General features: G+C 62.8%; 17 protein-coding genes. 6 read left to right on the forward strand and 11 right to left on the reverse strand.

Features of this window, described 5'->3' with window-relative positions; all coding sequences use genetic code 11:
• Positions 1–276: 276 nt before the first annotated feature.
• The gene (gene metF, locus AC3EML_RS24820) at positions 277–1,194 is read right to left on the reverse strand and encodes a methylenetetrahydrofolate reductase [NAD(P)H] (protein ID WP_023690856.1); all 918 of its coding nucleotides are present in this window, start codon (positions 1,192–1,194) and stop codon (positions 277–279) included.
• Complete coding sequence (locus AC3EML_RS24825; RefSeq protein WP_488505335.1) at positions 1,194–2,216, reverse strand: ArsR/SmtB family transcription factor; 1,023 nt, start codon at positions 2,214–2,216, stop codon at positions 1,194–1,196. The genes metF and AC3EML_RS24825 overlap by 1 nt, the downstream gene beginning before the upstream one ends.
• A gap of 167 nt (positions 2,217–2,383) precedes the next feature.
• Between AC3EML_RS24825 and tsaA the strand changes: the two genes are divergently transcribed.
• Both tsaA and AC3EML_RS24835 read left to right on the forward strand, forming a co-directional pair.
• Positions 2,384–2,890, forward strand: coding sequence for a tRNA (N6-threonylcarbamoyladenosine(37)-N6)-methyltransferase TrmO (gene tsaA, locus AC3EML_RS24830; protein ID WP_352522202.1), 507 nt, complete (start codon positions 2,384–2,386; stop codon positions 2,888–2,890).
• Positions 2,887–3,201: a DUF2293 domain-containing protein gene (locus AC3EML_RS24835; RefSeq protein ID WP_023668245.1), complete on the forward strand. Its 315-nt coding sequence runs from the start codon at positions 2,887–2,889 to the stop codon at positions 3,199–3,201. Before tsaA ends, AC3EML_RS24835 begins: the two co-directional genes overlap by 4 nt.
• A 6-nt stretch (positions 3,202–3,207) precedes the next feature.
• Here AC3EML_RS24835 and AC3EML_RS24840 read toward each other — a convergent pair whose 3' ends face one another.
• Positions 3,208–3,714, reverse strand: coding sequence for a hypothetical protein (locus AC3EML_RS24840; RefSeq protein WP_352522201.1), 507 nt, complete (start codon positions 3,712–3,714; stop codon positions 3,208–3,210).
• A 152-nt stretch (positions 3,715–3,866) separates the two neighbouring features.
• Between AC3EML_RS24840 and AC3EML_RS24845 the strand changes: the two genes are divergently transcribed.
• Positions 3,867–4,829 carry an aminotransferase class IV gene (locus AC3EML_RS24845; protein WP_352522200.1) on the forward strand — a complete coding sequence of 321 codons (963 nt, stop codon included), beginning with the start codon at positions 3,867–3,869 and terminating at the stop codon, positions 4,827–4,829.
• Positions 4,830–4,974: 145 nt separating this feature from the next.
• Entirely contained in the window at positions 4,975–5,817 is an 843-nt protein-coding gene (locus AC3EML_RS24850) for an SDR family oxidoreductase (protein WP_023688012.1), read from the forward strand.
• Between the two features lie 59 nt (positions 5,818–5,876).
• Here the strand turns inward: AC3EML_RS24850 and AC3EML_RS24855 are convergent, their stop codons facing one another.
• On the reverse strand, positions 5,877–6,488 hold the full coding sequence (locus AC3EML_RS24855) for an MOSC domain-containing protein (RefSeq protein WP_023753072.1): 612 nt from the start codon (positions 6,486–6,488) through the stop codon (positions 5,877–5,879).
• A 196-nt stretch (positions 6,489–6,684) separates the two neighbouring features.
• On the opposite strand from AC3EML_RS24855, the gene AC3EML_RS24860 reads away from it, so the two are divergent.
• Complete coding sequence (locus AC3EML_RS24860; protein WP_023668240.1) at positions 6,685–7,251, forward strand: methyltransferase family protein; 567 nt, start codon at positions 6,685–6,687, stop codon at positions 7,249–7,251.
• On the opposite strand, the gene AC3EML_RS24865 is transcribed toward AC3EML_RS24860, so the two are convergent.
• The 5 genes from AC3EML_RS24865 to ettA all read right to left on the reverse strand — a co-directional run bounded on the left by AC3EML_RS24865 (position 7,252) and on the right by ettA (position 11,513).
• Complete coding sequence (locus AC3EML_RS24865; protein ID WP_023668239.1) at positions 7,252–8,373, reverse strand: beta-ketoacyl-ACP synthase III; 1,122 nt, start codon at positions 8,371–8,373, stop codon at positions 7,252–7,254. It lies immediately after the preceding gene.
• 131 nt (positions 8,374–8,504) lie between these two features.
• Positions 8,505–9,293 (reverse strand): trans-aconitate 2-methyltransferase, encoded by a 789-nt coding sequence (gene tam, locus AC3EML_RS24870; protein ID WP_023690849.1) that lies wholly within the window; start codon positions 9,291–9,293, stop codon positions 8,505–8,507.
• Positions 9,290–9,556 (reverse strand): type II toxin-antitoxin system RelE family toxin, encoded by a 267-nt coding sequence (locus AC3EML_RS24875; RefSeq protein WP_023668237.1) that lies wholly within the window; start codon positions 9,554–9,556, stop codon positions 9,290–9,292. Before AC3EML_RS24875 ends, tam begins: the two co-directional genes overlap by 4 nt.
• Positions 9,553–9,801, reverse strand: coding sequence for a DUF6290 family protein (locus tag AC3EML_RS24880; RefSeq protein ID WP_023668236.1), 249 nt, complete (start codon positions 9,799–9,801; stop codon positions 9,553–9,555). The genes AC3EML_RS24875 and AC3EML_RS24880 overlap by 4 nt, the downstream gene beginning before the upstream one ends.
• A 62-nt stretch (positions 9,802–9,863) precedes the next feature.
• Positions 9,864–11,513 carry an energy-dependent translational throttle protein EttA gene (gene ettA, locus AC3EML_RS24885; protein WP_023688009.1) on the reverse strand — a complete coding sequence of 550 codons (1,650 nt, stop codon included), beginning with the start codon at positions 11,511–11,513 and terminating at the stop codon, positions 9,864–9,866.
• A 235-nt stretch (positions 11,514–11,748) separates the two neighbouring features.
• On the opposite strand from ettA, the gene AC3EML_RS24890 reads away from it, so the two are divergent.
• A complete protein-coding gene (locus AC3EML_RS24890) occupies positions 11,749–13,035 on the forward strand; it encodes a GGDEF domain-containing protein (protein ID WP_352522199.1) in 1,287 nt (428 codons plus the stop codon).
• Positions 13,036–13,040: 5 nt separating this feature from the next.
• Here AC3EML_RS24890 and AC3EML_RS24895 read toward each other — a convergent pair whose 3' ends face one another.
• Positions 13,041–13,655: a hypothetical protein gene (locus AC3EML_RS24895; protein ID WP_156937167.1), complete on the reverse strand. Its 615-nt coding sequence runs from the start codon at positions 13,653–13,655 to the stop codon at positions 13,041–13,043.
• Positions 13,656–13,724: 69 nt separating this feature from the next.
• Complete coding sequence (locus AC3EML_RS24900) at positions 13,725–14,732, reverse strand: ribonuclease T2 family protein (RefSeq protein ID WP_023733088.1); 1,008 nt, start codon at positions 14,730–14,732, stop codon at positions 13,725–13,727.
• Positions 14,733–14,770: the final 38 nt, after the last annotated feature.

Genomic DNA, 14,770 nt, shown 5'->3' on the forward strand with positions numbered 1-14,770 from the left:
CAATCGCGTCGCATTGCAGCATATTTTCCGCTTGCCTGTGGCACAAATGCCCCTAGACTCCACCCATAGCTCTTGAAGAGGAGACTATGACATGGGACTTACGAGGCCAATCAACGCATTGATGATCTGTGCTGCATTTGCCTTCATTGGCGCCCTTATCATAGGTGTTCTTCCGTAACCGCCGGAGCGGAAGAACAGCAGCAATAGCCCACAAATTCGAAAGGCCGGGTGTTTCGCCCGGCCTTTTGCATTTCAGATTTCATACCACGATGAAGCTCAGGCGGCGGCGGATCCAGCTGCCTCTGTTTCGTGGGAGCGGATGCCGATCATATGGCAGATGGCAAACACCAGGTCGGCCCGGTTCATGGTGTAGAAATGGAAGTCGCTGACGCCGCGCTCGACGAGATCGAGCACCTGCTCAGCCGCCACGGCAGACGCCACGAGCGCATGCGTCTGCGGATCGTTGTGCAGCCCTTCGAAACGCTCGGCCAGCCATGCCGGCACCAGCGCGCCGCAGCGCGCCGAGAAATTGGCGACCTGGGTGAAATTGTGCACCGGCAGGATGCCAGGCACGATCGGGATGTAGATGCCGGCACGGCGCGCCTTCTCGACATAACGCTCGTAGAGATCGTTGTCGAAGAAGAACTGGGTGATCGCCCGCGTCGCGCCATTGTCGGCCTTGCGCTTCAGCATGTCGAAGTCGGTGGCGAAGTCGGGGCTTTCCGGATGCTTTTCGGGATAGGCCGAGACCGAGATGTCGAAATCGCCGGCGTCCTTCAGTGCTCCGACAAGTTCGGCGCCATTGGCATAGCCATCGGGATGCGGCCGGTAGGCCGTACCGACACCCGCCGCCGGATCGCCGCGCAACGCAACGAAGCGCTTCACGCCCATATCGGCGAATTCGCGGACCACGGCATCGACCTCATGGCGGGCGGCGTCGACGCAGGTCATGTGCGCCGCCGGCGTCAGCGCCGTCTCGTTCAGGATGCGCTTGACCGTGCGCGCCGTGCGCTCCCGCGTCGAGCCGCCGGCGCCATATGTCACCGAGACGAATCTCGGCTTCAGCGGCTCCAGCCTGGTGACGGTGTCCCAGAGCCTGGCTTCCATCTCGTCGGTCTTCGGCGGGAAGAACTCGAAGGAGACGCGGACCTTGTCGCCAATGTCGGGACGGCGGGAAAAGCGGAACTGGTTCATCAGGCGATTTCCCCCATAGGGTACGCTTTGGTGGGTTGGGTGTCATTTGAAGGCTCGGCGATCAGCATGCGGCGGTCGCGGCCGAGCCACAGCTTGACGGTGAGCCTGGCTTCGTTGCCGCCGCGCGGCTCGAATTCCTGGGCATCCTCGAGATCGAGCCCGGCATCGGCAAACCATTCGGAGATCTGGCGGTCGGAAAAGCCCAGCCTGACATGCGCATGCTGGTCGCGCAGGAATTCCAGTGCATGCGGCGCGAAATCGACGATCACCAGCCGGCCCGACGGGCGCAGCAGCCTTGCCGCCTCGCGGATAGCGCGGGCGGGATCGTCCAGATAGTGCAGCACCTGATGGATGGTGACGAGGTCGAAGGCGTCGCGCTCGACCGGCGGCGCGAAAATGTCGCCTTGGCGGACCTGGGCATTGGCGATGCCTGCCTTGTCGAGATTGGCCCGCGCCACCGTCAGCATTTCGCGCGACATGTCGATGCCGACACCGCGCCGGTAGAGCGGCGAAAATATCTCCAGCAGCCGCCCGGTACCGGTGCCGAGGTCTAGCATCGACTGGAATGGCCGCTTGCCGACCAGCTTGAGGAGTGCGGCTTCCACCGCGCGGTCCGGCACATGCAGCGAGCGGATGTGATCCCAGCTGGCGGCGTTCTCGGAGAAATACTCGGCGGCACGGTCCTGGCGCTTGCGCTTGACCGATGCCAACCGCTCGAGATCGCGCTCGACCTGTGGATCGGCGCCGCGAATGCCGGAGACCAGCCCCATGACGAAGTCGCGCGCGGAATCCGTATCCGACAGCCGGAAGAAGGCCCAGGAGCCCTCCTGGTAGCGGCCGATCAACCCGGCCTCCAGCAGCAGCTTCAAATGCCGCGACACCCGCGGTTGCGACTGGCTGAGGATCTCGGTGAGGTCGGACACGGTGAGATCGCCGCGCGACAGCAGCGCCAGGATGCGGAGCCGGCTCAATTCGGCCGCAGCCTTCAACGTATCAACCATCGTATCGAGCGAAACATGCATTGGCGTATTCTCGTTGAAAAAGATATAAACATATGTTTATGTCAGCTTTGACGACATGGCAAGGCCTATGTCGCTTCCTGACAAGAAAATGCCGCACACATGATCCCCGCCTGAGAGAACCGCTTTTCCCTGACGATCGGCTGGAAACTTGTGCTAGGGCGAAAGCCATGTTCGAGACGCGCGACGGCGAAAAGCTCCTGCAGGCCGACCCGGCTGACATGCCGGCGGATGGCCATATCGTGTTCATCGGCCGCATCGCCTCGCCGTGGACCACGCCCGAAAGCTGCCCGAAGAACATGCGCGCGGCGCGCGAGGCCGGACAGGCGGCCACGGTTCTCATCGACCCTGCCTATCGCGACGGCCTGCTTGCGCTGGAGCGGGCCAGCCACATCGTCATCCTGTCCTGGCTGCATCACGCGCCGCGGGCACTGATTGTCCAGAGACCCCGCCATGCGGCTGAGCCGAAAGGCGTTTTCTCGCTGCGCTCCCCTGCCCGGCCGAACCCAGTCGGGCTGCATATCGCCGGCCTGATCGCCGTCGACATCGACCACGGCCGCATCGCCATCGACGCCATCGATGTGCTCGACGGCACCCCGGTGATCGACATCAAGCCCTATTTCGCCTCGACCGACGCCTTTCCCGAGGCGACCATTGCCGGGCGTGACGAAAAATGAGCGCGCCCACCGGCCGCCGCCGCGCCATCGCCAAGGCGCTGACCGCCCTGCTGCCCCTGGCGCCCTATGCCGATATGGAGAAAATCCGCACCGAGGCCGGCGCCGTGCACATGAAGACACTGCCGCCGGGCATCGCGGTCTGGCTGGCGACGATCGCCCATATCAGGCACGGCCATACCGACTATGAAAAGCTGCTGGCCGAGGGCTATGACCGCGACTCGGCGCGGTTCTTCGTCATCGAGCAAACAAATATGGTGCTGACCCGTTGGCGCGCCACGCGCCTGCTCGATGCAGAGGACGAAGAGGAATAACTTCAGCTACCGTCGCTTCAATACGGCAACCGCATTGTAGGGCTGGCCGTCGGCCTGGCCAACCCAGGTCCAGGACAGGTTCCCTTTGAAAAATCGGACGGTGATGCCGCCACCGTCTATGCACTTGTCCTGGCCGTAGCTGATGTTTTCCCGGTATTCCGCCGAACTGTCGTCCCGGGAAATCTGGGTCAACGATCCGCCGCAGCCGAGCGATGGATAGTCGATCGACGCGGCGCCATCGCCGATGGTCATGGCGATCGCCCAATCGGCGCCGGCAGCCCCGGCCGGACTTTGATGGCCGCTGCCGGTCCAGATCCCGTTGAGCCCCGTCGCGTTGACCACGCAAGGCACGTCCTGAAAGATCGGCGTCAGTTCGCTGCCCGTCTTCTCGCAACGATAGGTCTGGCCGTTCTGGCACAGCGCCTCGCCCTCGCGAGCGCATTGCGCGAAGGCATCGCCAGTGACGAAGACGAGGAAAATTGCAAAGCTGATGGTCCGAAAAGATTTGCCCATTTTGCCCCTCCCGGCCGGATATTTTCAAGCCGGACCATAGGGCATATCGAATGTGCTACCTAGGACAAACAGCGATGGTTGGGTGGCCCTATGCCGCCTGCAGGGGACCACTAGCTTGACTCTGCCGCATCAAGCCAAGGGGACCAATCGCCATGAACCGAAGCGCAGCAGCCGGTAGCATTGTGCCATTGCCGGCTTTGTCGGATCGCCATATCGATCCGCATTCCTATCCCGACGGCATCGCCTTCCTCGACGGCCAGTATCTGCCGATGTCGCAGGCCAAGATCTCGGTGCTGGATTGGGGCTTTCTGCATTCCGACGCCACCTACGACACCGTGCATGTCTGGGACGGGAGCTTCTTCCGACTCGACCTGCATCTCGACCGCTTCTTCGCCGGCTTGCAAAAACTGCGCATGACGATCCCGTCCGACCGCGATGGCGTGGCCGAGATTCTGCACAATTGCGTGGCGCTGTCGGGCCATCGCGCCGCCTATGTCGAAATGCTGTGCACACGCGGCGCCTCGCCGACCTTCAGCCGCGATCCGCGCCAGGCGGTCAACCGCTTCATGGCCTTCGCAGTTCCCTTCGGCTCGGTCGCCAATGCCGAGCAGTTGCGGCGCGGCCTGCATGTCGCCATTAGCGACAGGGTGCGCATTCCGCCGGTCTCGATCGATCCGGCGATCAAGAACTACCACTGGCTCGACCTCGTGCGCGGCCTCTACGACGCTTATGATCTTGGGGCCGAAACCGCATTGATTCTCGACTTCAATGGCAATGTCGCCGAAGGCCCCGGCTTCAACGTGTTCTGCGTCAAGGACGGCAGGCTGTCGACGCCAGCCGCCGGCGTGCTGCCCGGCATCACCAGGCGCACCGTCTTCGACCTTTGCGCCGAGGCAGGCCTTGTCGCCGCTCCAGTCGATGTCAGCGTCACCGCACTGAAGGGAGCCGACGAAGTCTTCATCACCTCCACCGCCGGCGGCATCATGCCGGTGACAGTGATCGACGGCGCTGCTGTCGCCGACGGCAAGATAGGCGGGATCACAAAGCGCTTGATGGCGCTCTACTGGCAAAAGCATGACGACCCGGCCTGGTCGAGCCCGGTGCGCTATCCCTGACCGGCGAAGGTCCTGCTCCACACGATGTCGTGACCAAAAAGATTCCCCCTCGCCTCTGGAAAATCGCTCGACGCACCGTATATCGCGGAAGCGGAGAAGCCTCCGCTTCCCAGTTCACGGCCCGCATGGGCAAGGATTCCACGTCATGACAAGCAAGGTTTGGTTCATCACCGGATCGTCGAAAGGCTTTGGCCGAGTCTGGGCCGAGGCCGCACTCGCCCGCGGCGACCGTGTCGCCGCAACCGCGCGCGATGCCGGCACGCTCGCCGATCTCGTCGCGAAATACGGCGATAATGTCGCCGCGATCAAGCTCGACGTCACCGACAAGAAGGCTGTCGATGCGGCCATCGCCGAGGCGCACAAGCGCTTTGGCCGGCTCGACGTCGCCATCAACAATGCCGGCTATGGCCATTTCGGCGCCATCGAGGAAGTCAGCGAACAGGAAGCCCGCGACCAGATCGAAACCAATGTGTTCGGCGCGCTCTGGGTCACCCAGGCGGCTTTGCCGATCATGCGGGCGCAGGGCTCCGGCCATATCATCCAGATCTCGTCGATCGGCGGCGTCAACGCCTTTGCGTCGCTCGGCCTTTACCATGCCTCGAAATGGGCGCTCGAAGCCTTCAGCCAGTCGCTCAGCATCGAGGTCGCCGAATTCGGCATCCATGTGACGCTTGTCGAACCGGGAGGCTTCTCCACCGATTGGTCCGGCGCCTCGGCCAAGGTCTCCAAAGCGATCGAGGCTTACGCGCCGGCCCGCGCCAAGATGGCGGAACGCCGCGCCAACTCGGTCGCCGGCGACCCCGAGGCCACCGGACCGGCGATGCTTGAAATCGTCGACGCGGCCGAGCCGCCGCTGCGCGTCTTCTTCGGCGATGGTGGCCTGCCGATGATCAAGCAGGAATACGCCAACCGCATCGCGCTTTGGGAAAAGTGGGACCACCTTTCCGTCGAGGCGCAGGGCGCCAAGAAGAACCGCAAGGCGGCCTGAGCGCGTCTTGAAATTCGGCTGCGTCGCCCCGGCGGCGCAGCCCGTGCCCTAGCCCGGTGCTAGGATCGATAAATCCACTGCTCGGGCACGCGCACCGAGATCTCTTCCCCTGTTGTCATACGACCCGGTTTCTCGACCCAGGCAACGAGGCCGCGCAGCCGTTTCGCCGCCTTCGGGAAGGCCAGCGCGCCGGCCTCCCGATCGGCCATCCCGGCGTTTTCGGCGATCGAACGTCCAGCAAGCCGGCAAGGCCCGTTCTGCGCATCAACCTTGATCGTCACGCCACCTCTAAAGAACAGCAGCGTGCCTGACGGCAGCATCGAGAGATGCGGCACGCCTTCGATCAGCAGATTGGCGCCGATCCATTCCGGCTTGATCTCGGCCAGCCCCATCCGCTCGGCAACGACGCCGAGTTCATTCGCTGCTACGATTGATATCTGCCGCTCGTTGCGGATTTCGGTGCCGCGCGGATACCAGGGTTCGCGACCGCCGGAACGACGGGTGGCGCCGGCGTGGAAGTCGCCGTCGATGCCTTCGAAACCGAGCTGCAATGCTTCCACCGGGCGCGTCTGGAAGTGATTCGACGGTGCGGCGTAGAGCGCCGTCACCCTGGCTACGAGTTTTCGCGCTGAAATGATCTCGATCGGAGCCTCAGGGAAAAGATCCAGCATGGCTTACTCCTTGTGCAAGGCGGCATTAGCGATAGCCATGAGCCCGGTCCAGTCCAAAGCAATGATGATCCGATCAAGCGGGCTGATGGCAGCCGATCACGATCTTCTTACCGCGGATCGCATATCCTATCGTACTGCGCCGCATTGCCGCCGTGCTGCACCGGCCTCATGGTGAGACAAGTCTGCGGAGGTTTCCATGCGTCCCGGGACTGCAATCGCGCTGCTTTGGCTGATCTGGGTCGTGTCCTGGTTTCTAGCCGCCTTCTGGGCCGACCCGGCGAAAAAGCGTGCCGGCATCCAGGAGGAGCTTCGCTATCGCGCTTTGTGGTTGATCGGCGCGGTGCTGCTGTTCATTCCCGCGCATGGCTATGCCGGCCGGCTGCGATTCTGGTTTCCGACCCTTGCCGAAGCGTGGATCTGCGCAGGGCTTGTTGCCGTTGGCCTGTTGTTCGCCTGGTGGGCGCGGTTGCATCTCGGCCGTCTCTGGTCGGCTTCGGTGACGGCCAAGGCCGAGCACCGTGTCGTCGACACCGGTCCCTACAGAATGGTCCGCCACCCGATCTATACCGGACTGCTTCTGGCGATGCTTGCCACAATGGCGGCCAAAGGCACGGTCTGGGGAATCGCCGGCGCGATTCTTCTCACCATCGGCATCGTCATGAAGGCAAGGCTGGAGGAACGCTTTCTGCGCGGAGAACTCGGCAACGCCTATGATGACTATGCCCGCAGCGTACCGATGCTGGTGCCGTTCATGCCGGCCTGATTACAGCATCCGCAAAAGCGCGCCACCGATCGAATAGCCGGCGCCGAAGGCGCACAGCACGCCGAAATCGCCGGGCTTCATGTCGGCGTGGTTTTCCGACAGCGCGATGATGGCGCCAGCGCCGGCGGTGTTGCCGAGCCGCTCCAGCACCATCGGCGCGCGGTCATGGTCGACCTCGTGGCCGAAGGCCAGTTTCAGGATCATGGCGTTCATTCGCGCATTGGCCTGATGCAGCCAGAATCGCCTGATGGCTTGCGGCGTCAGCCCGTGCTCGGCGAGGAATTCGACAATGAATTTGTGGCCGGCGACGGTGACTTCCTTGAACACCTTGTTGCCGACCTGTTTGATCAGATTGCCTTCGAGGTTGATCATGTAAGGATCGTCCTGGGCGGTGCGGGTGTGATAGCCCAGATTGGTGCGGATATTGTTCGACATCTGCGTCCAGGTGCGCGTGTCCAGCACCTCGAAACGCCCCGGCCGCCTCTCGCCCTCGCCCAGCCCCTCGACCACCATCGCCACCGATGCATCGCCGAAGATGAAATGCGTCTGCCGGTCGCGGAAATTGAGATGGCCGGTGATGATCTCCGGCGTGACCACCAGCACGCGCTTGTGCGCGCCCGCCCGGACCAGATTGGCCGCAATGTGCAAGGCGGCCGCGGCCGATGAACAACCAAGCCCCATGTCGAAGCCGGCGCCCTTGGTGCCCAGCGCCTCCTGCATTTCGATGGCGATCGCCGGATAGGGCCGTTGCTGGTGCGAGGCCGAGCAGATCACCAGGTCGATGTCGGACGGCTTCAGGCCGGCATGGTCGAGCGCCTTCCGGGCCGCGGCCACTCCAAACTCGGCCTGCAGCGACAGCGCATCATCGGGCCGCGCCGGAATGCGCGGCGCCATGCGGGTCGGATCGAGAATGCCTTCGCGCTCGATCACATGGCGGGTCTGGACGCCCGAGGCATGGACGATGAAGGCGCTGTCGGATTTCTGCAGCAGCGTCTCATCCGTGCCTTGCCGGCGCGCATTCTCGGTGTCGACCCAGGCGTTGAAGCTGGCGACCAGTTCTTCATTGGTGATCTTGGCTTCAGGGATTTCAACGCCAATGCCGCTGATGATGACGCGATGCATATCCAGTCCGTCCATGCGCAGGCGTTGTCGTTCTCATGTGAACGACCAGGGGGCGCGACACAACACTTTTCTCACCCCACCGGTTTACGCCGGCTTAAACCACAGGCTGTGGCCGGATGTCATCGGGAGTGCTAGCCGGCCCGCTTGGCGACGATGAAAATGCGCGGGAAGCGCAGCAGCACCTTGCCGTTTGCGGTCTTCGGATAGGCCTTGGCGATTTTGGCCGTGTAGCTGTCGAGGAAGATTTTGCGCTCGCCGGCGTCCAGCGGATCGAGGAAAGGCTTCAGCCCCGTCGACTTCACCCATTCGACGATCGCCTCGGCGTCGGTCAGCGGATGATTGTAGGCCGTATGCCAGATATCCACCCGGTCGGAGAGCGGCGACAAGAGATCATAATAGAACGACACCGCCGGCAGCGGTCCGCGCGCAGCACCTGCCATCTTGGCGGCGAACGGCATTTCGGCGGCCGTCTCGCGCATCACCTGATGCGACGGCTCAAGCAGATTGTCGGGCATCTGGACGGCGAGCGCGCCACCGGGGGCGAGAAAGCCCATCAGCCGCTGGAACACTACCGGGTGGGTGGGCAGCCACTGGAATACCGCGTTGGCGAAGATGACGTTGACCGGCTCGGCCGGTCGCCATGTCGAGACATCGGCGAGGTCGAAATTGACGCTGGGCAGGCGCGCCTTCGCCTTCTCGATCATGTCGGGAGAGGTGTCGAAGCCGCTGATATCAGCATCCGGCCAGCGCTCGACCAGCAGCTCGGTCGAATTACCCGGGCCGCAGCCGATGTCGACCACCCGGCGCGGGAAATCCACCGGCACCTGCGCAACAAGATCGCGCGCGGGCCGCGTCCGCTCATCCTCGAATTTCAGATATTGGGCGGCGGACCAGTCAGGTTTTGCGGCTGTGCTGTTCATCGATAAACCTCACGACGGTTGCCAACCTCCACGACCAGCACGACAAGCCGGCTGTCCTGGAACTGAGTAATGATCCTGTGGTCACCGACACGAAACCGCCAAGCTTCTTCCTTTGTGCCCGTCAGGCGCTTGGCAAGGGCTCTCGGATTGGGATGCGCTGAAACTCTCTGATTCAGGAACTCCAGGATGCGCCGTTGATCTTTCGTCGAAAGCCGTTCGATGTCTTTCTCGGCGCGCGGCGTGAACTCGACACGCCAGGTCATTCAGCGGCAGGCTTCTTGCGACGCTCCTCGGCTTCACGACGTTCGAGCTTCCGGATCACTTCATCCAGCGGAATGCGCACACCGTCATCATCTCTCAGGCGTTCGTCCGCAATTGCGGCGTCGTGCCAATCTTCGATGGCCTCGAGGATCGCTTCGGCTGCAACCTGGTCGGCGGTGCGACCGCTGGCCTTGGCCATTTCGGCCAGCAGTTTCTCGGCTTTTTGCGGCAGTTTGACTGTGATCATGGACGACTCCATCCGATCAATTTAGGTCAAACGCACACCGCCTGCAACGGATCGCCGCAGCCCTACCGCGTCAGCCTCTTGTACGTCATCCTGTGCGGGTTGACGGCCTCGGGGCCGAGCCGGCGGATCTTGTCCTGCTCATAATCCTCGAAATTGCCCTCGAACCATTCGACATGACTGTCACCTTCAAAGGCCAGGATGTGGGTGGCCAGACGGTCGAGGAACATACGATCGTGCGAGATGATGACGGCGCAGCCGCCAAAGTTTTCCAGCGCGTCTTCGAGCGCCGCCAGCGTTTCCGTGTCAAGGTCGTTGGTCGGTTCGTCGAGCAGCAGCACATTGCCGCCGGTCTTCAGCATCTTTGCCAAATGCACGCGATTGCGCTGGCCGCCGGAGAGGTTGCCGACCTTCTGCTGCTGGTCCCCACCACGGAAGTTGAACGACGCGCAATAGGCGCGCGTGTTGGCCTCGAACTTGCCGAGCTTGACCACTTCTGCGCCGCCGGAAATCTCCTCCCACACCGTCTTTGACGGATCGAGCGCATCGCGGCTCTGGTCGACATAGCCGAGCTTCACCGTTTCGCCGATGCGGACAGAGCCGGCATCCGGCGTTTCCTGGCCGGTGATCATGCGGAACAGCGTCGTCTTGCCGGCGCCGTTCGGCCCGATAACGCCAACGATGCCGCCCGGCGGCAGTTTGAACTCCAGACCCTCGATCAACAGCGTGTCGCCAAAGCCCTTCGACAAGCCTTCCGCCTCGATCACCACATTGCCGAGCCGCTCGCCATGCGGAATGACGATCTGCGTATCGCTCGGACGCCGCTTGTCGGCTGCATCCAGCAGGTCCTGGAACGCCTGGATACGCGCCTTGGACTTGGTCTGGCGGGCTTTCGGGCTGGACTGGATCCACTCGCGCTCGCGGCCGATAGCGCGCTGGCGGGCGTCGTCCTCGCGACCTTCCTGCTTGAGGCGCTTGGCCTTGGCTTCGAGGTATTTGGTGTAGTTGCCCTCATAGGGAATGCCGCGGCCGCGATCGAGCTCGAGGATCCATCCCGTGACATTGTCGAGGAAGTAGCGATCGTGGGTGATGATCATCACGGCGCCCGGATAGGCGCGCAGATGCTTTTCGAGCCACGCCGTGGTTTCGGCGTCGAGATGGTTGGTCGGTTCGTCGAGCAGCAAGAGGTCGGGCTGACGCAGCAGCAACTGGCAGAGCGCGACGCGGCGGCGCTCACCGCCCGAAAGCTTGGTGACTTCGGAATCCTTGGGCGGGCAGCCCAGCGCTTCCATCGCCATCTCGACCTGCTGTTCGAGATCCCACAAATTGAGCCGGTCCATCTCGTCCTGGAGCTTGGCGGACTCATCGGCCGTCTCGTCGGAGTAGTTCATCATCAATTCGTTGTAGCGCTCGATGATGGCGGTCTTGGCGGCGACACCTTCCATGATGTTCTCGAACACCGTCTTGTTGGCATCGAGCGCCGGCTCCTGCGCGAGATAGCCGACGGTGGCGCCTTCGGCGAGCCAAGCTTCGCCGTTCCACTCCTTGTCGAGCCCGGCCATGATCTTGAGGATCGTCGACTTGCCCGAGCCGTTGGGGCCGAGGATGCCGATCTTGGCGTCGGGATAGAAGGAGAGATGGACATTCTCAAGCACCTTCTTGGTGCCATAGGCCTTGTTGAGGCCGGCCATGTGATAGATGAACTGGCGTGCCACGCGCGCTTTCCTTGATGATTGACCGAAAATGTCGGATTGAATGGAGGTTGGCCGCTATGTAGGCGATGCCGGGCCGAACGGCAATCGCTTTTGCCATTTCAAGCCGGGTGTACACCGCACGTTAAGTTTTCCGCCGGTTGTAGGGAGCGTTGAAATCCCCGGTTAACCCTTCAGCGTCAAAACAGGATCGATCGCTGGCCTGTCGCGATCGAAAGTAGAGATCGGACCGAAGGTAGTGCTGAACAGTTTCCTGCTCCTTGCCGAAGCGGTCGTCTACTTCAGCGTCATGGTCACGCTGTTCCGCTTCAGGGATCGCATCGGCCTCGGCGTCTTCGTCTGCGCGCTGGGCGCCATGCATTTCCTCGAAACCTATCTCGCCAGCGTCTTCTATGTCGCCCTGCCCTTCGGCATGGTCTCGCCAGGCTCGGCGGTGCTGTTTTCCGGCAAGCTGGTGATGCTGCTTCTGCTCTACATGAAGGAAGATGCGGCCACGGTGCGCCAGCCGATCTATGGCCTTTTGCTCGGCAACGCCTTGATGATCGGGCTGGTCCTGATCCTGCGCCTGCACGATATTTCAGCCCTTTCCGACGGCAAGCTTCCCGATATCGGTTTCATCGACCAGTTGGGCTGGCTGATGGTGTGGGGCACGACGCTGCTCTTCATCGACGCCATCCTGATCATCCTGCTTTACGAAAAGCTCGGGCGTTATCTGCGCAAGGCGCCGTTCTCCCGCATCCTGATTTGCGTCGCCTGCGTGCTCACCTTCGACCAGGCCGGATTTTTCACCGCCCTGCATTTCGTCGCAGGCGCACCGATTGCGGTCTTCTTCGGCGGCTGGTTGGCCAAGATGGGTGCCGCTTTTGCCTACAGCGCCATGCTTGTCGCCTACCTCAGATGGTTCGAAACGCGTCAGGTCGTGGCACCCCGCGGGCTGTCCGACGTCTTCGACACGTTGACCTATCGCGAGCGCTACGAAGCCCTGGTCGAACATGTCGGCCGCGACGGCCTCACCGGCCTCTTGCACAGGGGACGCTTTGACAGCGACGGCGAACGTCTGGTTGCTGTCAGCCTGCGCACGGCCCAGCCGCTCAGCCTGCTGATCGTCGACGTCGACCATTTCAAGTCGATCAACGATCGCTTCGGCCATGCCGAGGGCGACAGGGTGCTGAGATCGATCGCCCAGGTGCTGACCCAGGCGGCCGGCGCGCACGATCAGGTTTTCAGGATCGGCGGCGAGGAGTTCGCCATCCTTTGCTCGCAACCGCATGCGGTCGCCAGATTGCTCGGCGAAAACATTCGCCAGGCCGTCAAGACGTGCGCAAACCGGTTCGACATCAGCGTCAGCGCCGGCATCGCCACTGTCGATGAGACCGTAGGCTCGCTTGCCGATCTCTTCGCCCTTGCCGACGAGCGTCTCTACAGGGCCAAATCCACCGGGCGTGACCGCGTCGTCGGCGAAGCGCATGACGATGCCGAAGACCTCAGTGCCTGGACATTGTCCACACGTGGCGTCAGCGGATAAGGTTGTCAGCTCCGCTTGCGCTGCTGCAACGCGCCGACCGCAACTGAAACGGCTATCAGCGCGATGGCCAGCCATTTCAGCGTGGTGATGATCGGACTGGCGTCGATGTCATAAGCGATGAACAACAGAATGCCGGGCACCAGCAGGCCGCACATGACCAGCATGATGCGGTTGATCTGCCAAGACACTTTTGCTGCCAGCGCTTCGTCACCGGCTTCGCCGACAAGACCGGCGCGCATCTCCCGGGAGATGGCCAACGCGCTCGACAGGCGCATGGAGATCGGCAAGCCGAGCCCGATTATGAGAAAGGCACACGCCGCCAGCAGAGCCGAGAATTTGAGCGCGCTGGTGTCGGCCGGCACCGGAAACAAAAGTGTCGCCAGCGGCAGGAAGACACAGACGATGCCGAGCGCGGCAATGGCGATGAAGATCGCGGCGTTGACCCAAGTGAACAGCTGGTAGCGGCTTGCCCCGATCGGCGCGGCAAGCACGCGCATGCGCGCCCACTCGGCATCGGTATAGGAAAAGCCCGGCCATTCCATGCGGCCGTCTTTTATGGCGGTCATCCCCCTGGCCCAGAAAGCCAGCCGCGCCAGCGCGCCTGATGTCATGCCACTCATCGCCACCCCCGCCGAATGAAACACATCCAGACCATATCACCGCGTCAGTGCCAAGCGACAGACGGATATCTACTGGAACCCGGCCGCATCGACCGAACCCTTCGGACAGCCCGCCTTGGTCGTCGGCGCCGAGGCGAGCATGAGAGTGCCCAGCGAACTGTCGGGGCCGATCGGGCCGGTCAGGCCCAGCGTCAGCTCGCCGATCAGCCGCCTGCCGCTCGACGGATCGACCAGGCAGGAGACACGCACCCGCGCGCCCGCCCCGGCGCCGAAGGCGCTGTCGAAGGTGCTGCGGATCTGGTCCGAAGTCAGTTGCTTGCCGACGTTCCTGGTGAAGAGCTCGCGCACAGGCGAGGCATTCACCGCCCGCATCAGGTTCAGCGCCTCGGCAAAATACTCCTGCTGGCTCTTGCCGTAGCAGGTGCCGTGCTTGATCCATTCATGCCGTTCGAGCTTGGAGGCGGTGCCAGGCATCACCTGGTCGAGTTCGGCGCGCGTATTGGCATCGAGGTTGACCGGCGGCAGGTCGGCCCAATGGGCCGGATTATCATTGGCCTTGTCGCTCGCCGGCACCTGGCAATAGAAATTGCCGTTCGGTTGCGGCCACAGACCATGCAAAGTGAAATGCGACGCGTCGAAACCGCCCGCCGTCTGCGCCTGGCATTCGGGCTTGCTTGCCTTGGTTTCGCAGAAGGCCGGCTGCCAACTCAGCGCAAAGACATATTCGGGCTTTCCCGAAGCCGCAGGCTTGCCCTGATCGGCGGGCGCGGCCGGCTGGGCGGCTGCGCTGCCGCCGGCGACATGACCGCAGCTGATCTTGACCCAGCGACGCTCAGGATCGGCGCCCGGCACGCGGATGAGGTAATGCGTCGGCGCATCCTTGTTGCCGGCCAGGAGGTCGTAGCTCTGTCCAGCCGTTGTCGCGATATTGCCGGGGTTCTTGCCGCTCTTGATCGCCTGCGTCGCTGGACAGGCGGCATCGGCCACGAAGGAGCCGCTCATCTTCACATCGGCACGCGCTAGGCCGACACCGGCCAGCGCCACCAACACCGCACCCCATATCGCCGATATCCGCATTCCAGCACTCCTAGCGTTTCATAGCGCAAGCTAGAAAC

It is taken from the genome of Mesorhizobium sp. P170090 (genome assembly GCF_057786115.1).